The 20,121-nt window shown below is 48.3% G+C and carries 18 protein-coding genes and 5 pseudogenes; 16 read left to right on the forward strand and 7 right to left on the reverse strand.

The window, feature by feature from the left end:
* Positions 1-1,072: 1,072 nt before the first annotated feature.
* The 5 genes and pseudogenes from EA14781_RS25780 to EA14781_RS24950 form a co-directional block, all read right to left on the reverse strand.
* Positions 1,073-1,260, reverse strand: a pseudogene (locus EA14781_RS25780) (DUF3927 family protein).
* A gap of 87 nt (positions 1,261-1,347) precedes the next feature.
* The gene (locus tag EA14781_RS15965) at positions 1,348-2,064 is read right to left on the reverse strand and encodes an STM1630 family protein (RefSeq protein WP_024164781.1); all 717 of its coding nucleotides are present in this window, start codon (positions 2,062-2,064) and stop codon (positions 1,348-1,350) included.
* Positions 2,065-2,296: 232 nt separating this feature from the next.
* Positions 2,297-2,566 (reverse strand): annotated as a pseudogene (locus tag EA14781_RS24370) (bacteriophage antitermination protein Q); the annotation flags it as partial.
* Between the two features lie 30 nt (positions 2,567-2,596).
* Positions 2,597-2,959: pseudogene (gene rusA, locus EA14781_RS15975) on the reverse strand (crossover junction endodeoxyribonuclease RusA).
* A 2-nt stretch (positions 2,960-2,961) separates the two neighbouring features.
* Positions 2,962-3,066: pseudogene (locus EA14781_RS24950) on the reverse strand (DUF1364 domain-containing protein); the annotation flags it as partial.
* 211 nt (positions 3,067-3,277) lie between these two features.
* On the opposite strand from EA14781_RS24950, the gene EA14781_RS25285 reads away from it, so the two are divergent.
* Together EA14781_RS25285 and EA14781_RS15990 are read left to right on the forward strand one after the other, a co-directional pair.
* Positions 3,278-3,649 (forward strand): hypothetical protein, encoded by a 372-nt coding sequence (locus EA14781_RS25285; protein WP_000344864.1) that lies wholly within the window; start codon positions 3,278-3,280, stop codon positions 3,647-3,649.
* Positions 3,650-3,949: 300 nt separating this feature from the next.
* Entirely contained in the window at positions 3,950-4,492 is a 543-nt protein-coding gene (locus EA14781_RS15990) for a tyrosine-type recombinase/integrase (protein ID WP_372587076.1), read from the forward strand.
* Between the two features lie 88 nt (positions 4,493-4,580).
* On the opposite strand, the gene icd is transcribed toward EA14781_RS15990, so the two are convergent.
* Positions 4,581-5,831 carry an NADP-dependent isocitrate dehydrogenase gene (gene icd / locus EA14781_RS15995; protein ID WP_000444485.1) on the reverse strand — a complete coding sequence of 417 codons (1,251 nt, stop codon included), beginning with the start codon at positions 5,829-5,831 and terminating at the stop codon, positions 4,581-4,583.
* 170 nt (positions 5,832-6,001) lie between these two features.
* On the opposite strand from icd, the gene rluE reads away from it, so the two are divergent.
* From rluE to roxA, 8 genes are all read left to right on the forward strand, one after another.
* The gene (rluE, locus tag EA14781_RS16000; protein ID WP_001248667.1) at positions 6,002-6,655 is read left to right on the forward strand and encodes a 23S rRNA pseudouridine(2457) synthase RluE; all 654 of its coding nucleotides are present in this window, start codon (positions 6,002-6,004) and stop codon (positions 6,653-6,655) included.
* 9 nt (positions 6,656-6,664) lie between these two features.
* Positions 6,665-7,126, forward strand: coding sequence for a phosphatase NudJ (gene nudJ, locus EA14781_RS16005; protein ID WP_000476091.1), 462 nt, complete (start codon positions 6,665-6,667; stop codon positions 7,124-7,126).
* A gap of 53 nt (positions 7,127-7,179) precedes the next feature.
* A complete protein-coding gene (gene mnmA / locus EA14781_RS16010) occupies positions 7,180-8,286 on the forward strand; it encodes a tRNA 2-thiouridine(34) synthase MnmA (protein WP_001516209.1) in 1,107 nt (368 codons plus the stop codon).
* 35 nt (positions 8,287-8,321) lie between these two features.
* Complete coding sequence (hflD, locus tag EA14781_RS16015) at positions 8,322-8,963, forward strand: high frequency lysogenization protein HflD (protein WP_002462007.1); 642 nt, start codon at positions 8,322-8,324, stop codon at positions 8,961-8,963.
* A gap of 3 nt (positions 8,964-8,966) precedes the next feature.
* Positions 8,967-10,337: an adenylosuccinate lyase gene (purB, locus tag EA14781_RS16020; protein ID WP_000423770.1), complete on the forward strand. Its 1,371-nt coding sequence runs from the start codon at positions 8,967-8,969 to the stop codon at positions 10,335-10,337.
* Positions 10,338-10,504: 167 nt separating this feature from the next.
* Positions 10,505-11,176: a two-component system response regulator PhoP gene (gene phoP / locus EA14781_RS16025; RefSeq protein WP_001265484.1), complete on the forward strand. Its 672-nt coding sequence runs from the start codon at positions 10,505-10,507 to the stop codon at positions 11,174-11,176.
* Positions 11,176-12,636, forward strand: coding sequence for a two-component system sensor histidine kinase PhoQ (gene phoQ / locus EA14781_RS16030; RefSeq protein ID WP_000735428.1), 1,461 nt, complete (start codon positions 11,176-11,178; stop codon positions 12,634-12,636). Before phoP ends, phoQ begins: the two co-directional genes overlap by 1 nt.
* Before the next feature lie 75 nt (positions 12,637-12,711).
* On the forward strand, positions 12,712-13,833 hold the full coding sequence (roxA, locus tag EA14781_RS16035) for a [50S ribosomal protein L16]-arginine 3-hydroxylase (RefSeq protein WP_002462004.1): 1,122 nt from the start codon (positions 12,712-12,714) through the stop codon (positions 13,831-13,833).
* Between the two features lie 124 nt (positions 13,834-13,957).
* On the opposite strand, the gene pepT is transcribed toward roxA, so the two are convergent.
* A complete protein-coding gene (gene pepT, locus EA14781_RS16040) occupies positions 13,958-15,187 on the reverse strand; it encodes a peptidase T (protein ID WP_000359428.1) in 1,230 nt (409 codons plus the stop codon).
* A 249-nt stretch (positions 15,188-15,436) separates the two neighbouring features.
* Here pepT and potA point away from each other — a divergent pair, with 249 nt between their 5' ends.
* From potA to EA14781_RS16075, 6 genes and pseudogenes are all read left to right on the forward strand, one after another.
* Positions 15,437-16,573 carry a spermidine/putrescine ABC transporter ATP-binding protein PotA gene (potA, locus tag EA14781_RS16050; protein WP_000531605.1) on the forward strand — a complete coding sequence of 379 codons (1,137 nt, stop codon included), beginning with the start codon at positions 15,437-15,439 and terminating at the stop codon, positions 16,571-16,573.
* Positions 16,557-17,414 (forward strand): spermidine/putrescine ABC transporter permease PotB, encoded by an 858-nt coding sequence (potB, locus tag EA14781_RS16055; RefSeq protein WP_000799422.1) that lies wholly within the window; start codon positions 16,557-16,559, stop codon positions 17,412-17,414. Before potA ends, potB begins: the two co-directional genes overlap by 17 nt.
* A complete protein-coding gene (potC, locus tag EA14781_RS16060) occupies positions 17,411-18,205 on the forward strand; it encodes a spermidine/putrescine ABC transporter permease PotC (RefSeq protein ID WP_000580318.1) in 795 nt (264 codons plus the stop codon). Before potB ends, potC begins: the two co-directional genes overlap by 4 nt.
* Complete coding sequence (gene potD, locus EA14781_RS16065) at positions 18,202-19,248, forward strand: spermidine/putrescine ABC transporter substrate-binding protein PotD (protein ID WP_000759312.1); 1,047 nt, start codon at positions 18,202-18,204, stop codon at positions 19,246-19,248. The genes potC and potD overlap by 4 nt, the downstream gene beginning before the upstream one ends.
* A 57-nt stretch (positions 19,249-19,305) precedes the next feature.
* Positions 19,306-19,767, forward strand: coding sequence for a DUF3592 domain-containing protein (locus EA14781_RS16070; RefSeq protein WP_002461997.1), 462 nt, complete (start codon positions 19,306-19,308; stop codon positions 19,765-19,767).
* Positions 19,764-20,121: pseudogene (locus tag EA14781_RS16075) on the forward strand (TPM domain-containing protein); the annotation flags it as partial. The gene EA14781_RS16070 and the pseudogene EA14781_RS16075, both read left to right, overlap by 4 nt.

Raw genomic sequence — 20,121 nt, forward strand, 5'->3', positions numbered from 1 at the left:
CCTGTCCCTTCTTATAGTTTATCTAATATAGTCGAACATCGACCTGCCTCAGGTGGGTACTGAAGATTCTCTTGGTTAACCGAAAAATCACATTGTACTATTTTTTTCATTCCCCTGCTGCTCTTGTGTTTTACAAGTGTCTGAAACCTACTTAATATTTTATCCCTAAGCACTTCAGAGCCACAATTAAATCCAATAAGCAATAATGTAGGAATCAACCTTCCATTACCCCCACTCGCTAGAAATCGCCCATCTGCTTCATTATATACCAACCGTCTTTCCGCCTACTATAATTTCTCCATATTCTCTTTCCATCCTCTGTGCGCAAAGAGTCTCCATTCCATGAGAAAATAAATTTGATTGGATACCTGAAATAAATGGCATGACAAAACTTCCTATTTTAATAGAAACTTTAAACGTAGAGATATATAACAAACATTCCCCTGGCATGACAATAAAAATCGGAGGTGAACTCCAGTTTTTGTGAATCTGGCGACTTATTTCATCCTTTCAACACCTTCAACATCCCGTCAAGTTGGTATTTACAAGTTATAACTAAGACATTATCGGTCACTCAATATCCTGTGCAATTGGTATATCAACACAGTTCAACACCGTTATATCTTCCAGGTTGCGACCAGACTCGCATGCCATTGCTTATTGTAGTGATGTGATGGCCCCCTTTCCTAAAGCAGCCAGTGCCATACATTTACTGTCTGCGTTTGGATGCTCGATGGCTCTACCCGCACAATATCGTAACGATTAATCGGCATCGAATTTCTCCCATGTACAGGAATAGAGTAGAAAAAGGCCGGAACAGGAACAGAAGAAAATCACAGGATGAACCTCTGCCAGTGGCAGGCCGTAAAAAAAGGCCGCGCCATGCGCAGCCAAAACTCACAAGGAAAATGATAACTGGAATAACAATTGAGATGTATGCATGGTGCCTCCCAGTGAATTCAGTATCAGCTCCTAAATCCACGATTATCCAATATTCCTGCTTGCTGATTACCTCTCCGCACAAGAGAATTCGCCACGCGGCAATATTTCTAATAAACAGCAAACAAAAAAATCAAGCATTATTCAGACTGTGTCTTTTCAACACAGGCCACCGCAATGTCACAATCCCACATTCCAGCCTCCAGCCTCCAGCCTCCAGCCTCCAGCCTCCAGCCCTGATATTATCCTGCTGGTGAAATCCATCATCACCACCACCAAAAGCAGGATCACAACAGCGAGCAAACACAGTTTATAAAACAATGTTCAGCAAATGCATTCTGCATGCCTAATGTTATATTCCTGCGAAAACAACCCCACAGCTAAAAATATCATTATTTATGCAGATAATTAAATCCTGGTCCTTACAATATCAACCTGAAGATTCTTATCTTGTGCAGATTGATAAATGACAAATCTCTTATTTCCTGCATTAAAAGAAGTAGACAAAACCAGACAATTATCATAACGGGCAAGGACATAATACCAACCATCATTATAATTAATCATTTCATATTCTTTCTTAAACTGTGGTTTGTAATATCCTGTCAGAAATGAAAAAAGCCAAAAGTATGCCACAAAAGAGACCATCACAATCTCAAAAAAATGTTTTTTTATAAATGGCTTATCATAAAAGCATGATACCGATAAAAATCGCCCGTAAAATCTTATCGCAATTGTAACACCCAGTGCAATAGCAGCTGACAGTAGCAAAAGAGGTACCTGAATCTTCTGTCTCAATATAGAAAACTCAATAATAGCCGGTACAAACAATAATTCCACAGCAAAATAAAGGCGAAATACATTTAGCTCCTGCATAGAGTGTTTTCTTTTCACTGCGAAAAAAAATACAACGCCAACACCCCAGCCGATAAGAAATATAGCTATGACAATAACTGCAAAAAATAAACTTCTGGCAACATCATCAACACCAGCACCTACAATCCACCATGGAAAGCCGTAGTAAAAAGAAGTGCCCCAGCCATAGAAATAAGCACTCCCCCACCCAAGGCATCCCATGTAGGCAATAAAAAGTGAAGAACTCCTGAGCAGCGCACCATCCTTCATAACCACCCCAAAACAAGATGATAACATTGACTTACAATTCATAACAAAAGCAATTCAATGCCGTCAAGAGGCTACAGGCTAAAAAAACTCTATTACATTGTAGTCAGCATGTTTACTGCACAAGTACAATTCAGAGCATAAAAAAAACCACTCGGCGGCGGGTTTATACATTTCTTACAACATATCAAATTTGCACAAAATACATGGCTTTCAATCCAGTTTTACAATATAAAACGTGCTTCATTACAACCCTGCATTCAGTGAATGTCTCAGACCTGTTTTTGATGTCACTCCCATCAGAGATACCAGCTCCTGGTATTATAGGTCTTACGTCCGCCAGTTCGTTCTTCACACCCTGTGCCGCCAGCCAGATTAACTTCTTCAGTCGATCCAGTGTCTTACCTGCAATTTTTCGTGAGCCTGACAGAGCCTTAAACTCGCTCCATGTCCACTGCGTTATGGCAACCTGATGCTCCCAGCGAACATTTTCACTGTAACTCCAAAAGAAGTTCTGCCATATAAGACTCAAACATCATTCATTCCCCAGTTCGGTGATGGTCAGTTCCAGCTTCCCATCTTTGGTAACAGGCATATTCACAACACGGTAATCAACGACCTGAGCATCATCCAGCCAGAAACCTGCTTTGGTGAGTACATCAAAAGCGGCTTTTTGCAGATTATCCAGGTCACGGCGACGACGATCCGGCATGTGGCACTCGATGCAGATTTTCACAGGAGTAACCAAACCCGATATCCAGCATTGAGTCTTTGATGATTCGGGCAACGTTATCGCGGTATGCCTGCCCTTTTGCACTGATGTGCGTGCGCCCGCAATTATGCGATAGTAGCGATTATTGATCGACGGCCAGGGTAGTGTGATGTTGTAAGTATCCACACCTTGATTACCTCCTCTTTCAGCCAGATAACCAGCGTTCTCGCCATACCTTCCTGTGCGCACTCTTTTGCATACCCAGCGTCAACAAAGTGTGTGCGGTGATCGATGCTACATTTCACGTCTGAGTGCTGACTACTAACCAGTTCCACAATCTCAACACTGGTCATGGATGCCTTGTCGTTAAAAATTTCTGTACTCACTCTTCCTCCTTAGGGATAAATTCTTTTGATAACGTGCGCATCCACACCTATTGGTGCCGAACCCGTCTTAAGTTATCCTTATGATTTATATAAATAAAATAATCAAAGAAGGTTCGACATGGATTTTGCAACAATTACAAGTAGTGTTGTGTTGAGTGCATGTGTCGCAGGCCTGGCTTCGCTGATTAATGGTGCCTGGCAGCGCAAATCAGAACGAAAAATTGAAGTAGAGCATCGGGCTGCAGAAACTCGGGCAAAAATCAGAGAAATGGCTCTTCCCCTTGCATTGAAGGAATGGGAATCTCACCAGACCGTATCGAAAGCTAAAGGCGGGACGGTCAGCGGCCCGGAGGTTTACGTATTTCGATACTTTCGTATGCTCAACTTGATGGAAAACGATAGATTCATGATTGAGAATCTCAGACAGACTCAATACGACCGCGATGTGCGCAGTCGCAGTGATTCAGGCAGAGATCGAGCGATATCGTGAGAAAAATGGGCTACTAATGCCATAACCACAGTCAGCGCTTATCATCTTTCCAAATTCTCATATCAGGCTTGCGCCCGATAAACCGACGAAAACTATTTAAAACCCATCGAGTGAAATAATCTCTAAAACCAAAGAGATACCAGGTGAAAATATTCACGATAAAATGCCCGGTCAGAGCCCCCGATACCGCATGCAAGAACAGTAAAAAAATCATATGTGTTCATAAATATCAGCCCTCATCGTTTTGCCTGGCATATCCTTTACCGGCAATCTTCTGTATGCACTAAGCCTGGATACCGCATCACACTTGATTTAGCTCTGTCACGGCGAACTGCCGTTCAAGATAAATGCAGGATGCTACTTGCTCTTGTTACTGGGCAACGTTTAGGCGATATCTGCAATTTGAAATTCTCTGATATCTGGGACGACATGTTGCACATTACTCAGGAAAAAACCGGTTCAAAACTTGCTATTCCGCTTAACCTGAAATGCGATGCTCTGAATATTACCCTTCGTGAAGTTATATCTCAGTGCAGAGATGCTGTTGTTAGTAAATATCTGGCCCATTACCGTCACACTACCTCTCAGGCAAACAGAGGAGACCAGGTTTCTGCAAATACTCTAACAACGGCTTTTAAAAAGGCCAGGGAAAAATGTGGCATAAAATGGGAGCCAGGAACTGCGCCCACATTTCATGAGCAGCGCTCTCTGTCAGAACGGTTATATCGGGAACAGGGCCTGGATACGCAAAAGTTGTTAGGTCGTAAATCCAGAAAAATGACCGACCGATACAATGATGATCGTGGTAAATACCGGGTTATCGTAGATATCAAAACAGCATAGAAAATAGCCAGTTTTGGGGAAGATTTTACATCATCATAAAACAACGGGCGTGTTATACGCCCGTTATAATATTTAACACATGTGGTAATTACATATTTTCGATGATCGCATCACCAAATTCTGAACATTTCAGCAGTTTAGCGCCTTCCATCAGACGTTCGAAGTCATAGGTTACGGTCTTGGCGTTGATTGCGCCTTCCATACCTTTAACAATCAGGTCTGCGGCTTCAGTCCAGCCCATATGGCGCAGCATCATCTCAGCGGAGAGAATAATAGAGCCTGGGTTTACTTTGTCCTGACCTGCATATTTCGGTGCAGTACCATGGGTAGCTTCAAACAGGGCGCATTCGTCACCGATGTTTGCGCCAGGGGCGATACCAATACCACCAACCTGCGCTGCCAGGGCGTCAGAAATGTAGTCACCGTTCAGGTTCATACAGGCGATAACATCATATTCAGCCGGACGCAGCAGGATCTGTTGCAGGAACGCATCAGCGATCACGTCTTTAATGACGATCTCTTTGCCGGTGTTCGGGTTTTTGACTTTCAGCCACGGGCCGCCGTCGATCAATTCACCGCCAAACTCTTCACGCGCTAACTGGTAGCCCCAGTCTTTAAACGCACCTTCGGTGAATTTCATGATGTTGCCTTTGTGCACCAGGGTCACAGAGTCACGATCATTAGCAATTGCGTATTCGATCGCTGCACGAACCAAACGTTTGGTGCCTTCTTCAGAACACGGTTTAATGCCGATACCGCAATGTTCCGGGAAACGAATTTTCTTCACGCCCATCTCTTCACGCAGGAATTTGATCACTTTCTCAGCGTCGGCAGAGTCAGCTTTCCATTCGATACCCGCATAAATGTCTTCCGAGTTTTCACGGAAGATAACCATATCGGTCAGTTCAGGGTGTTTAACCGGGCTTGGGGTGCCCTGGTAGTAACGTACCGGACGCAGGCAGATGTAAAGATCCAGCTCCTGGCGCAGGGCAACGTTAAGAGAACGAATACCGCCGCCAACCGGAGTGGTCAGCGGGCCTTTGATAGCAACGCGATATTCACGAATCAGATCAAGGGTTTCAGCAGGCAGCCAGACGTCCTGACCATAAACCTGTGTGGATTTTTCACCGGTGTAAATTTCCATCCAGGAGATTTTACGCTCACCTTTATAGGCTTTCTCGACGGCAGCATCGACCACTTTCAGCATGGCCGGAGTTACATCTACACCGATTCCATCACCTTCAATGTAAGGGATAATCGGATTTTCAGGAACGTTGAGTTTGCCGTTTTGCAGGGTGATCTTCTTGCCTTGTGCCGGAACAACTACTTTACTTTCCATTCACCTCTCCTTCGAGCGCTACTGGTTTGCTCGTCTGCCACCACGTTGCATATGCGTTTGCGCCCTGCTATACGGATGCGTTAGAGCAATTTTTGTTAATGATTTGTAATTAGCTTGTCAATACTACCCTATTGTTTGCCGTCATGAAAGATGCGCGTTATTAGGCTATAATGCGGCAATTCATAATCTCTGAAAATACCATGCAAAAAACTTCTTTTAGAAATCACCAGGTTAAGCGATTCAGCTCGCAGCGCTCTTCCAGACGCAAGCCTGAAAACCAACCGACGCGTGTGATCCTGTTCAATAAACCCTACGATGTTCTTCCGCAGTTCACCGATGAAGCCGGACGCAAAACATTAAAAGAATTCATCCCGGTTCAGGGCGTTTATGCAGCGGGCCGACTAGACCGGGATAGCGAGGGGTTACTGGTGCTCACTAATAATGGCGCATTGCAGGCACGTTTAACCCAGCCGGGCAAGCGCACCGGGAAAATCTATTATGTACAAGTGGAAGGAATTCCCACACAAGACGCACTGGAAGCCTTGCGCAATGGCGTAACCTTAAATGATGGCCCAACTCTGCCCGCTGGCGTGGAATTAGTTACCGAACCAGAGTGGTTATGGCCGCGTAATCCGCCAATTCGTGAACGCAAAAGTATTCCTACCTCGTGGCTTAAGATCACCTTATATGAAGGACGTAATCGCCAGGTGCGCCGCATGACCGCCCATGTCGGTTTCCCTACACTGCGACTGATTCGCTATGCCATGGGCAATTACACCCTGGATAATCTCGCAAACGGCGAATGGCGAGAAGCAACAGAATAAGGATGCACAATGTTTAAACCGCACGTTACCGTAGCCTGCGTGGTACACGCTGAGGGCAAATTTTTAGTTGTTGAAGAAACGATTAATGGTAAAGCGTTATGGAACCAACCCGCCGGGCATCTGGAAGCGGATGAAACCTTAGTGGAAGCCGCTGCCCGTGAGTTGTGGGAAGAAACTGGCATCAGCGCGCAACCACAGCACTTTATTCGTATGCATCAGTGGATTGCACCGGATAAAACACCGTTTTTGCGTTTCCTGTTTGCCATTGAACTTGAGCAAATATGCCCGACACAACCACATGATAGTGATATCGATTGCTGCCGTTGGGTCAGCGCCGAAGAAATTTTACAGGCGCCCAATCTGCGCTCGCCGTTAGTGGCGGAAAGTATTCGTTGTTATCAAAGCGGGCAACGCTACCCGCTGGAGATGATTGGCGAGTTTAACTGGCCTTTTACAAAGGGTGCCATCTAAGGGGCTGCGTGATAGAATACGCCGCCTTGAAGTTCAATGTCGTGAGTAATCCAATGTCTGAAACCGCAAAAAAAGTGATCGTCGGTATGTCCGGCGGTGTCGATTCCTCCGTTTCTGCCTGGCTGTTGCAACAACAGGGATATCAGGTCGAAGGCCTGTTTATGAAGAACTGGGAAGAAGACGACGGTGAGGAATATTGCACGGCGGCAGCGGATCTGGCTGATGCCCAGGCTGTCTGCGACAAACTCGGCATTGAACTGCACACCGTCAACTTTGCTGCCGAGTACTGGGACAACGTCTTTGAACTGTTTCTCGCCGAATATAAAGCGGGTCGCACGCCAAACCCGGATATTCTGTGCAACAAAGAGATCAAGTTTAAAGCTTTCCTTGAATTTGCCGCCGAAGATTTAGGTGCCGATTATATCGCTACCGGTCATTACGTTCGTCGTGCGGATGTCAACGGCAAGAGCCGCCTGTTGCGTGGTCTGGACAGCAACAAAGACCAGAGCTATTTCCTTTATACACTCAGCCATGAGCAGATTGCGCAAAGTCTGTTCCCGGTCGGCGAACTGGAAAAACCGCAGGTGCGTAAGATTGCTGAAGATCTTGGTCTGGTTACCGCGAAGAAAAAAGACTCTACCGGTATCTGCTTTATCGGCGAGCGTAAATTCCGCGAGTTCCTGGGCCGTTATCTCCCGGCGCAACCAGGTAAAATCATTACCGTTGATGGCGATGAGATTGGCGAGCACCAGGGGCTGATGTATCACACCCTCGGTCAGCGTAAAGGCCTGGGCATCGGCGGCACCAAAGACGGCACCGAAGAGCCATGGTACGTGGTTGATAAAGACGTCGAGAACAATATTCTGATTGTCGCACAGGGCCATGAGCATCCGCGTCTGATGTCCGTCGGGCTGATTGCCCAGCAATTGCACTGGGTCGATCGTGAACCGTTTACCGGCACAATGCGTTGTACTGTGAAAACTCGCTATCGCCAGACCGACATTCCGTGCACCGTCAAGGCGCTGGACGATGATCGCATTGAAGTAATTTTCGATGAGCCGGTTGCCGCCGTTACCCCGGGACAGTCTGCCGTCTTCTACAACGGCGAAGTGTGCCTCGGCGGCGGCATCATTGAGCAGCGTCTGCCGCTGCCGGTCTGATTATTTCATTTAATTACAACAAGGAAGCAGTGAACGTGGCAAAGAATTACTATGACATCACCCTCGCTCTGGCCGGTATTTGTCAGTCAGCGCGCCTGGTGCAACAACTCGCTCACCAGGGGCATTGTGATGCCGATGTGCTACACGTCTCACTTAACAGTATTATTGATATGAACCCCAGCTCCACGCTGGGGGTTTTTGGCGGCAGCGAAGCCAACCTGCGCGTCGGGCTGGAAACATTGCTTGGCGTGCTCAATGCCAGCAGTCGTCAGGGCCTAAACGCAGAGTTAACCCGCTACACCCTGAGTCTGATGGTGCTTGAGCGTAAGCTCTCGTCTGCCAAAGGCGCGCTTGATACCCTGGGTAACCGGATTAACGGCCTGCAACGTCAGCTTGAACATTTCGATTTACAGTCCGAAACGCTGATGAGTGCGATGGCTGCTATTTATGTTGATGTTATCAGCCCGCTTGGCCCGCGCATTCAGGTCACTGGTTCCCCTGCCGTGCTGCAAAGCCCGCAGGTGCAGGCAAAAGTTCGCGCTACTCTGTTGGCTGGCATTCGTGCTGCCGTGCTCTGGCACCAGGTTGGCGGTGGACGTCTGCAACTGATGTTTTCTCGTAATCGCCTGACCACTCAGGCAAAACAAATTCTTGCTCATTTAACCCCGGAGTTGTGATCTATGGAATTATCCTCACTGACCGCCGTTTCCCCTGTCGATGGACGCTACGGCGATAAAGTCAGCGCGCTGCGCGGGATTTTCAGCGAATATGGTTTGCTGAAATTCCGTGTACAAGTTGAAGTACGTTGGCTGCAAAAGCTGGCCGCGCACGCAGCGATCAAGGAAGTTCCTGCTTTTTCTGCCGACGCAATCGGTTACCTTGGTGCAATCGTCGCCAGGTTCAGTGAAGAAGATGCGACGCGAATCAAAACCATCGAGCGTACCACTAACCACGACGTCAAAGCGGTTGAGTATTTCCTGAAAGAAAAAGTGGCGGCGATCCCGGAACTGCATGCAGTTTCTGAATTCATTCACTTTGCCTGCACTTCGGAAGATATCAACAACCTCTCCCACGCGTTGATGCTGAAAACCGCCCGTGATGAAGTTATTCTGCCGTACTGGCGTCAACTGATTGACGGTATTAAAGATCTCGCCGTTCAGTATCGCGATATTCCACTGTTATCTCGCACCCACGGTCAGCCAGCCACGCCGTCAACCATCGGTAAAGAGATGGCAAACGTCGCCTACCGCATGGAACGTCAGTACCGCCAGCTTAATCAGGTGGAGATCCTCGGCAAAATCAACGGCGCGGTCGGTAACTATAACGCCCACATCGCCGCTTACCCGGAAGTTGACTGGCATCAGTTCAGCGAAGAGTTCGTCACCTCGCTGGGTATTCAGTGGAACCCGTACACCACCCAGATCGAACCACACGACTATATTGCCGAACTGTTTGATTGCGTTGCGCGCTTCAACACCATTCTGATCGACTTTGATCGTGACGTCTGGGGTTATATCGCCCTTAACCACTTCAAACAGAAAACCATTGCTGGTGAGATTGGTTCTTCCACCATGCCGCATAAAGTTAACCCGATCGACTTCGAAAACTCCGAAGGTAACCTGGGGCTTTCCAACGCGGTATTGCAGCACCTGGCAAGCAAACTGCCGGTTTCCCGCTGGCAGCGTGACCTGACCGACTCTACCGTGCTGCGTAACCTCGGCGTGGGTATCGGTTATGCGCTGATTGCTTACCAGTCCACCCTGAAAGGTGTGAGCAAACTGGAAGTGAACCGTGATCATCTGCTGGATGAACTGGATCACAACTGGGAAGTGTTGGCAGAACCGATCCAGACGGTAATGCGTCGCTACGGTATCGAGAAACCGTACGAGAAGTTGAAAGAGCTGACTCGCGGTAAACGCGTTGATGCCGAAGGCATGAAGCAATTTATTGACGGCCTGGCGTTGCCGGAAGAAGAGAAAGCGCGTCTGAAAGCAATGACTCCCGCCAACTATATTGGCCGCGCCATCACGATGGTTGATGAGCTGAAGTAAACCTCACTCCTGTGCCGGATGGCAATGCTGTCCGGCACATTTATTAAGATAATCCGCTTTTCTTTTTTCTCTTTACCTCCCTGCCCCGCTGGTTTATTTAATGTTTAGCCCCATAAATACATAATCGCGTTACACTATTTTTATAATTAAGACAGGGAGAAATAAAAATGCGCGTACTGGTTGTCGAAGACAATGCTTTGTTACGTCATCACCTTAAAGTCCAGATTCAGGACGCGGGTCATCAGGTCGATGACGCGGAAGATGCCAAAGAGGCGGATTATTATCTCAATGAACATTTACCGGATATCGCAATCGTCGATCTTGGGCTACCCGACGAAGATGGTCTGTCCTTAATCCGCCGCTGGCGCAGTAATGATGTTTCGCTACCTATTCTGGTATTAACCGCCCGGGAAAGTTGGCAGGACAAAGTTGAAGTATTAAGCGCCGGGGCCGATGATTACGTAACCAAACCGTTTCATATTGAAGAGGTCATGGCGCGGATGCAGGCGTTGATGCGCCGCAATAGCGGTCTGGCTTCACAGGTTATTTCACTGCCGCCGTTTCAGGTTGATCTCTCTCGCCGTGAATTATCGATCAATGAGGAAGTGATTAAACTAACGGCGTTTGAATATACCATTATGGAAACGCTGATCCGTAATAACGGCAAAGTCGTCAGTAAAGATTCCCTTATGTTGCAGCTCTACCCGGATGCTGAACTGCGGGAAAGTCACACCATTGATGTATTAATGGGCCGACTGCGCAAAAAAATTCAGGCGCAATATCCGCACGAAGTCATTACCACCGTTCGCGGCCAGGGTTATCTTTTCGAATTACGCTGATGAAAAAATTACTGCGTCTTATTTTTCCGCTCTCACTGCGGGTGCGTTTTTTATTGGCTACGGCGGCTGTCGTATTAGTGCTTTCGCTTGCTTACGGAGTAGTCGCACTGATTGGCTATAGCGTCAGTTTCGATAAGACAACGTTTCGTCTGTTACGCGGCGAGAGCAATCTGTTCTATACGCTGGCGAAATGGGAAAACAATAAGTTGCATGTCGAATTGCCAGAAAATATCGATAAGCAAAGCCCCACAATAACGCTGATTTATAATGAGAACGGGCAACTTTTATGGGCACAACGCGACGTTCCCTGGCTGTTGAAGATGATTCAGCCTGACTGGCTAAAATCTAATGGTTTTCATGAAATAGAGGCGGATGTTAACGCTACCAGTATCCTGCTTAGCGAGGATCATTCGATACAACGGCAGTTACAGGAAGTACGGGAAGATGACGACGATGCTGAGATGACCCACTCGGTGGCGGTGAATGTCTACCCGCCAACGTCGCAGATGCCGAAGTTAACCATTGTGGTGGTTGATACTATACCCATTGAGCTTAAAAGTTCATATATGGTCTGGAGCTGGTTTATTTATGTGCTCTCGGCCAATCTATTGTTAGTAATTCCTTTGCTGTGGGTCGCAGCCTGGTGGAGTTTACGTCCCATTGAAGCGCTGGCAAGGGAAGTTCGCGAACTGGAAGAACATCATCGCGAACAGCTTAACCCCACGACTACCCGAGAGCTGACCAGTCTGGTGCGCAACCTGAACCGGCTACTGAAGAGTGAACGTGAACGTTACGACAAGTATCGCACCACGCTCACCGACCTGACTCACAGCCTGAAAACGCCTCTGGCGGTGCTGCAAAGTACACTGCGTTCACTGCGTAGTGAGAAGATGAACGTCAACGAAGCCGAGCCGGTAATGCTGGAGCAAATCAGCCGCATCTCGCAACAAATCGGCTACTACCTGCATCGAGCCAACATGCGCGGGGGCACGTTGCTTAGCCGCGAATTGCACCCTGTCGCCCCACTGCTCGACAATCTCACGTCAGCGCTAAACAAAGTTTATCAGCGCAAAGGGGTCAATATTTCCCTCGATATCTCACCAGAAATCAGCTTTGTTGGTGAGCAGAATGATTTTGTCGAGGTGATGGGCAACGTGCTGGATAATGCTTGTAAATATTGCCTCGAATTTGTCGAAATTTCAGCCAGACAAACTGACGATCATCTTTATATTATGGTTGAAGATGATGGGCCGGGGATCCCATTAAGCAAACGTGAGGTAATATTCGATCGCGGTCAACGTATTGATACGTTACGTCCTGGGCAAGGCGTTGGTCTGGCTGTCGCCCGCGAAATCACCGAACAATATGACGGAAAAATTATCGCCGGAGAGAGTATGCTCGGCGGCGCACGCATGGAGGTTATTTTTGGCCGCCAGCATTCTGCGCCAAAGGATGAATAAATATGCCCTTTCTGCGCGCATTACGTTAACCATCCGTTATAATCGGACTCAGATACCAGCCTGCGGATGCTTAACATGGAATACCAACTTACTCTTAACTGGCCCGATTTTCTTGAACGCCACTGGCAGAAACGTCCGGTGGTGTTGAAACGCGGCTTTAATAATTTTATTGACCCGCTCTCTCCTGACGAGCTGGCAGGTCTGGCGATGGAAAACGAAGTCGATAGTCGGCTGGTCAGCCATCAGAATGGAAAATGGCAAGTCAGCCACGGGCCATTCGAAAGCTACGATCATCTCGGTGAAACCAACTGGTCATTGCTGGTCCAGGCCGTTGATCACTGGCATGAGCCGACTGCCGCTCTGATGCGTCCGTTTCGTGAACTGCCGGACTGGCGCATTGACGACCTGATGATCTCGTTTTCCGTGCCTGGCGGCGGCGTTGGTCCACATCTCGATCAGTACGATGTGTTTATTATTCAGGGCACCGGTCGCCGTCGCTGGCGGGTGGGTGAAAAACGGCAAATGAAGCAGCACTGCCCACACCTGGATCTGTTACAGGTCGAGCCGTTCGAAGCGATTATCGATGAAGAGCTGGAGCCTGGCGATATTCTCTATATTCCGCCGGGATTCCCGCACGAAGGTTACGCGCTGGAAAATGCGATGAACTATTCCGTTGGTTTTCGCGCGCCCAATACGCGGGAACTGATTAGCGGATTTGCCGATTACGTGCTGCAGCATGAACTGGGCGGTAATTACTACAGCGATCCTGATGTCCCTCCTCGCGCCCACCCGGCGGACGTTTTGCCGCAGGAGATGGATAAACTGCGTGAGATGATGCTTGAGTTAATCAACCAGCCGGAACACTTTAAACAGTGGTTTGGCGAGTTTATCTCGCAATCGCGTCATGAACTGGATATCGCTCCGCCGGAACCGCCGTATCAGCCAGATGAAATTTACGATGCGTTGAAACAAGGTGATGTGTTGATGCGTCTGGGGGGGCTGCGCGTATTGCGCATTGGCGACGATGTGTATGCCAATGGCGAGAAGATAGATTCCCCGCATCGTCCGGCGCTGAATGCACTCGCCAGCAATATTGCGCTGACCGCCGATAATTTTGGCGATGCGCTGGAAGACCCGTCATTCCTTGCGATGCTTGCGGCGCTGGTCAATAGCGGATATTGGTTCTTCGAAGGGTAAATTTGAGTTTGTGACTTATCGTGCCTACACGCGCAAACGCCTGTAGGCACGATAAGTATGTGGACCAGCATCAATATAACGGATTTCATCCCGGTAATTAGCCGTCCACATATGCATCAGGCAATCACAATTTCCGTTGCGCTGTTAACTCGGCAATACGCACAATCACCTGCACTGCTTTTTCCATTCCTTCCAGCGTGACAAACTCATGTTTACCATGGTAGTTGTAACCACCGGTGAACAGGTTCGGACACGGTAATCCCATAAACGATAACTGTGCACCGTCAGTACCGCCGCGGATCGGTTTCAGATCAGGTTCAATATCACAATCGCGCATCGCCTGCTGGGCGATATCAAGAATATGCGGATGCTCAACGACTTTCTCGCGCATGTTGTAGTAACTGTCTTCAATCACCAGTTCAATGTAGCAATCCGGGTGTAACCCTTTGCCCACTTTCCTGGCAATTTCCATCATCTTACGTTTACGCGCTTCAAACTGTTTACGGTCGAAATCACGAATGATGTAGTGCATATCGGCGCGCTCAACAGTACCCTTCATGCTTGTCAGGTGATAGAAGCCTTCATAACCTTCTGTCGTTTCCGGGCTTTCATCCGCCGGGACTTCCGCATGAATGCGAGCAGCCAGCGACAGCGCGTTAACCATCACGCCTTTCGCAGTACCCGGGTGAACATTATTGCCGACAATTTTGATATTCACCGACGCGGTGTTGAAGTTTTCAAATTCCAGTTCACCTACGCCACCGCCATCAACGGTGTAAGCCCAGCGCGCATCAAAGGCTTCAACATCAAAATGTTTCGCCCCTTTACCCACTTCTTCATCTGGCGTAAAGGCAACACGAATATCACCATGCGAAATATTTTTCTGCTGCAATACCGCCAGCGCCGTCATAATTTCAGCAATACCGGCTTTGTCATCCGCGCCCAACAGCGTTTTGCCATCGGTGGTGATCAGCGTCTGCCCCAACAATTGATGCAGGACAGGGAACATCACCGGAGACAAGACTTCGTCGCCAATCCCCAGCGCAATATCACCGCCGCGATAGTTTTCAACAATCTGCGGATTGACATTTTTACCACTACAATCGGGTGAGGTATCCACATGAGAAATAAAGCCAATCGCCGGGATATCGCCTGCAACGTTCGCCGGCAACGTCGCCATCAACGTCCCTTTCTCACTTAAAGTCACATTGATAAGCCCCATCTCTTCAAGCTGAGCTTTCAACAAATGTAATAACTTCCACTGGCCTTCCGTGCTGGGAACTTGTCTCACACCCGCTTTTGATTGGGTATCCAGAGACACGTAGTTCAAAAAACGTTCAAGTAGTTTATCCATGTAGTCACCCTCACTTTTTGTGACAACATTATTAAGAAGCGAGAAAAGACAAATATTGCGTCAGGTCACTTTTACCCCTGCAAGCAGGAATATTCATCAACGTTACCTTAATGAATATAAAGCTAAGCCAGTAATTCACAACAAGGATTGGCGATTCCAGTGGTTTGCCGTAGAATTACCGCCCTCATTAAGAGTCACCAAGGTGGTTAACCACAAACCCCGCATCGGTAAGCCATCCGTTGCGTTTACATGGGACAGAGTAAAAAATTGAACAAACAACCGACTTCGCTTTCACCGCTGGTGCAATTGGCGGGAATTCGCAAATGCTTTGATGGTAAAGAAGTCATCCCCCAGCTGGATCTGACCATCAACAATGGCGAGTTTCTCACGCTGCTTGGCCCTTCTGGCTGCGGTAAAACAACCGTTCTTCGCCTGATCGCTGGTCTGGAAACTGTTGATTCCGGGCAAATCATGCTGGATAACGAAGACATCACCCACGTTCCGGCGGAAAACCGCTATGTGAATACCGTTTTCCAAAGCTATGCACTATTCCCCCACATGACCGTTTTCGAGAATGTGGCTTTTGGTCTGCGCATGCAAAAAACCCCCGCAGCTGAAATTACGCCTCGCGTTATGGAAGCCCTGCGGATGGTGCAACTGGAAAGCTTTGCCCAACGCAAACCGCATCAACTCTCAGGCGGTCAACAGCAACGCGTCGCAATTGCCCGCGCGGTGGTAAACAAACCTCGCCTGCTGCTGCTTGATGAGTCGCTGTCAGCGCTGGATTATAAACTGCGCAAACAGATGCAAAACGAGCTGAAAGCGTTACAGCGTAAGCTTGGCATTACCTTTGTTTTCGTCACTCACGATCAGGAAGAAGCACTCACGATGTCTGACCGGATTGTGGTGATGCGCGATGGTCGTATTGAACAAGACGGCACTCCACGCGAAATCTACGAAGAGCCGAAAAACCTGTTCGTCGCCGGATTCATTGGTGAAATCAATATGTTCAACGCTACGGTGATTGAGCGTCTTGACGAGCAACGCGTGCGGGCCAACGTCGAAGGCCGCGAGTGTAATATCTACGTTAACTTTGCCGTTGAACCAGGGCAAAAACTGCATGTTCTGCTGCGCCCGGAAGACTTGCGTGTTGAAGAGATTAACGACGACAACCACGCCGAAGGACTGATTGGTTACGTTCGCGAACGTAACTATAAAGGCATGACGCTGGAGTCGGTTGTTGAACTGGAAAATGGCAAAATGGTGATGGTCAACGAATTCTTCAATGAAGACGATCCTGACTTTGACCACTCTCTCGACCAGAAAATGGCCATTAATTGGGTAGAAAGCTGGGAGGTCGTACTGGCTGATGAAGAACACAAGTAAGTTCCAGAATGTAGTGATTGTCACTATTGTCGGTTGGCTTGTGTTGTTCGTCTTTCTCCCCAACCTGATGATCATTGGCACCAGCTTTTTGACCCGCGACGACGTCAGTTTCGTCAAAATGGTCTTTACGCTGGAGAACTACGCACGTCTGCTCGATCCGCTCTATTTTGAAGTGCTGTTGCACTCGCTGAATATGGCGCTGATCGCCACCCTCGCCTGCCTGGTACTGGGTTATCCATTTGCCTGGTTTCTGGCGAAACTGCCGCACAAAGTGCGCCCGTTGCTGCTGTTTTTGCTGATCGTTCCGTTCTGGACCAACTCATTGATTCGTATTTATGGCCTGAAAATTTTTCTTAGCACTAAAGGCTATCTCAATGAGTTCCTGCTGTGGCTGGGCGTTATCGACACGCCGATACGCATCATGTTCACCCCCAGCGCGGTGATTATTGGTCTGGTTTACATTTTGCTGCCATTTATGGTGATGCCGCTCTACTCCAGCATCGAAAAGCTGGATAAGCCTTTGCTGGAAGCGGCGCGCGATCTCGGCGCCAACAAGTTACAGACCTTTATCCGCATCATCATCCCGCTGACCATGCCAGGAATTATTGCTGGCAGTTTGCTGGTAATGCTGCCGGCGATGGGGCTGTTCTATGTTTCCGACCTGATGGGCGGCGCGAAAAACCTGCTTATTGGCAACGTCATCAAGGTGCAGTTCCTCAATATTCGTGACTGGCCGTTTGGCGCTGCCACCAGCATTACGCTGACTATCATCATGGGCCTGATGTTGCTGGTTTACTGGCGCGCGTCTCGTTTGCTGAATAAGAAGGTGGAACTCGAATGATCGGTCGACTGCTTCGCGGCGGTTTTATGACCGCCATCTACGCGTACCTGTATATTCCAATCATTATTTTGATTGTGAACTCCTTTAACAGCTCGCGCTTTGGCATCAACTGGCAGGGTTTTACCACCAAATGGTATAGCCTGCTGATGAACAACGATAGCCTGCTACAGGCAGCGCAACATTCACTGACGATGGCGGTGTTTTCGGCGACGTTTGCTACGCTTATCGGCTCACTGACGGCGGTTGCACTGTACCGTTATCGCTTTCGTGGTAAGCCGTTCGTTAGCGGAATGCTGTTTGTGGTGATGATGTCGCCAGATATTGTGATGGCGATATCTCTGCTGGTTCTGTTTATGCTATTGGGGATCCAGCTTGGCTTCTGGTCATTACTGTTTTCGCACATTACCTTTTGTCTACCCTTTGTGGTAGTGACCGTTTATTCACGTCTGAAAGGATTTGATGTGCGGATGCTGGAAGCGGCGAAAGATCTCGGCGCCAGCGAGCTGACCATTCTACGAAAAATCATTCTGCCGCTGGCAATGCCGGCGGTAGCGGCAGGCTGGGTATTAAGCTTTACCCTGTCGATGGATGATGTGGTGGTATCGTCGTTCGTCACCGGACCGAGCTATGAAATTCTGCCGTTAAAAATTTATTCGATGGTCAAAGTCGGCGTATCGCCGGAAGTTAACGCGCTGGCAACCATTTTACTGGTACTGTCGCTGGTGATGGTCATTGCCAGCCAGCTTATTGCTCGTGATAAAACGAAAGGTAACACAGGGGACGTTAAATGAAAAAATGGTCACGCCACCTGCTCGCGGCGGGTGCTCTGGCACTGGGCATGAGCGCCGCTCACGCTGATGACAACAACACATTGTACTTCTATAACTGGACCGAGTACGTGCCGCCAGGCCTGCTGGAACAGTTCACCAAAGAAACCGGCATTAAGGTTATCTATTCGACTTACGAGTCGAACGAAACCATGTACGCCAAATTGAAAACGTACAAAGATGGTGCCTACGACTTAGTTGTTCCTTCGACCTATTACGTGGATAAAATGCGTAAAGAAGGGATGATCCAGAAGATCGACAAGTCGAAGTTAAGCAACTTCAGCAACCTCGATCCAGAAATGCTCAACAAGCCGTTTGACCCGAACAATGACTACTCCATTCCATATATCTGGGGTGCCACTGCTATTGGTGTTAACGGCGATGCGGTTGATCCGAAATCGATTACCAGTTGGGCCGATCTGTGGAAGCCTGAATACAAAGGCAGCTTACTGCTGACCGATGATGCCCGTGAAGTGTTCCAGATGGCGCTGCGTAAACTGGGTTATTCCGGTAACACTACCGATCCGAAAGAGATTGAAGCCGCATATAACGAGCTGAAAAAGTTGATGCCAAACGTAGCGGCGTTTAACTCCGATAACCCGGCGAACCCGTATATGGAAGGCGAAGTTAACCTCGGTATGATCTGGAATGGTTCTGCTTTCGTCGCACGTCAGGCAGGCACGCCAATTGACGTGATCTGGCCGAAAGAAGGCGGTATTTTCTGGATGGACAGCCTGGCAATTCCGGCAAATGCCAAAAACAAAGAAGGCGCGCTGAAGCTGATTAACTTCCTTCTGCGCCCGGATGTGGCAAAACAGGTTGCGGAAACCATTGGTTATCCGACGCCGAACCTGGCCGCACGTAAGCTGTTAAGCCCGGAAATGGCGAACGACAAAACACTCTACCCTGATGCAGAAACCATTAAAAATGGCGAATGGCAGAGCGATGTTGGTTCCGCCAGCAGCATTTACGAAGAGTATTATCAGAAGCTGAAAGCAGGACGTTAATTCAGCAAGTGGGCGGAGGAACTACCGCCCACTTTTTTATTTAGCAAGGATGTGCTTATGAGTCAGGACAGTAGAGTTTTATCCCGCGCTTTCCTCGGTATCGGCCTGATACTGATCCTTATTTCTGCAGTTATCTTTTATTACCATTTTACCTTTACCAAAAGCGCCGTTCATACTGAAGGGATCATTGTCGATGCCGTCTGGCACAACGATCATTCACACAGGGTCGGAGATAATGGTTCCTGGTATCCAGTCGTTGCCTTTCGCCCTACGCCAGATTACACGCTGATTTTTAATTCAACTATCGGTAGTGATTTTTATGAAGAGAGCGAAGGCGACAGAGTCAATGTCTATTATCCGCCAGGACATCCAGAAGAGGCCGAAATAAACAATCCCTGGGTTAATTTTTTTAAATGGGGCTTTGTCGGCATAGCCGGCATTATTTTCAGTGGTATCGGTCTGATAATCAGGGTCCCCTCTGCCAAAAAGTCACGCAGGAAACGGAAGCCCCGCCCATGAAAAAAATCATAATACTGCTCAGTTTACTGATACTTCTGCCTCTGACGGTAACCAGTAAACCCCTAATTCCGATAATGAAGACTCTTTTTACGGATGTTACAGGTACTGTACCGGATGCTGAGGAGATCGCGCGTAAAGCCGAGCTTTTCCGTCAGCAAACCGGAGTTGCACCGTTTATTGTGGTTTTACCCGACATAAATAATGAAGCCAGTCTCAGGCAAAATGGTAAAGCGATGCTGGCACATGCGTCATCTTCATTGAGTGATGTAAAAGGACGTGTTCTGTTACTCTTTACTGCCCGCGAGCCACGGTTAATTGTGATAACCAACGGCAAGGTTGAAAGCGGTCTGGGTG

Source organism: Escherichia albertii NBRC 107761 = DSM 17582, assembly GCF_000759775.1.
Lineage (GTDB): Bacteria > Pseudomonadota > Gammaproteobacteria > Enterobacterales > Enterobacteriaceae > Escherichia > Escherichia albertii.

Excerpts from the sequence above, each read along its gene's own strand:
- purB (WP_000423770.1), top strand. The coding sequence starts at position 8,967 with ATGGAATTATCCTCACTGACCGCCGTTTCCCCTGTCGATGGACGCTAC.
- EA14781_RS16070 (WP_002461997.1), top strand. The coding sequence starts at position 19,306 with ATGAGTCAGGACAGTAGAGTTTTATCCCGCGCTTTCCTCGGTATCGGC.
- phoQ (WP_000735428.1), top strand. The coding sequence starts at position 11,176 with ATGAAAAAATTACTGCGTCTTATTTTTCCGCTCTCACTGCGGGTGCGT.
- icd (WP_000444485.1), bottom strand. The coding sequence starts at position 5,831 with ATGGAAAGTAAAGTAGTTGTTCCGGCACAAGGCAAGAAGATCACCCTG.
- nudJ (WP_000476091.1), top strand. The coding sequence starts at position 6,665 with ATGTTTAAACCGCACGTTACCGTAGCCTGCGTGGTACACGCTGAGGGC.
- roxA (WP_002462004.1), top strand. The coding sequence starts at position 12,712 with ATGGAATACCAACTTACTCTTAACTGGCCCGATTTTCTTGAACGCCAC.
- phoP (WP_001265484.1), top strand. The coding sequence starts at position 10,505 with ATGCGCGTACTGGTTGTCGAAGACAATGCTTTGTTACGTCATCACCTT.
- potB (WP_000799422.1), top strand. The coding sequence starts at position 16,557 with ATGAAGAACACAAGTAAGTTCCAGAATGTAGTGATTGTCACTATTGTC.
- EA14781_RS25285 (WP_000344864.1), top strand. The coding sequence starts at position 3,278 with ATGGATTTTGCAACAATTACAAGTAGTGTTGTGTTGAGTGCATGTGTC.
- potC (WP_000580318.1), top strand. The coding sequence starts at position 17,411 with ATGATCGGTCGACTGCTTCGCGGCGGTTTTATGACCGCCATCTACGCG.
- rluE (WP_001248667.1), top strand. The coding sequence starts at position 6,002 with ATGCGGCAATTCATAATCTCTGAAAATACCATGCAAAAAACTTCTTTT.
- mnmA (WP_001516209.1), top strand. The coding sequence starts at position 7,180 with ATGTCTGAAACCGCAAAAAAAGTGATCGTCGGTATGTCCGGCGGTGTC.
- potD (WP_000759312.1), top strand. The coding sequence starts at position 18,202 with ATGAAAAAATGGTCACGCCACCTGCTCGCGGCGGGTGCTCTGGCACTG.
- potA (WP_000531605.1), top strand. The coding sequence starts at position 15,437 with ATGGGACAGAGTAAAAAATTGAACAAACAACCGACTTCGCTTTCACCG.
- pepT (WP_000359428.1), bottom strand. The coding sequence starts at position 15,187 with ATGGATAAACTACTTGAACGTTTTTTGAACTACGTGTCTCTGGATACC.
- EA14781_RS15965 (WP_024164781.1), bottom strand. The coding sequence starts at position 2,064 with ATGAAGGATGGTGCGCTGCTCAGGAGTTCTTCACTTTTTATTGCCTAC.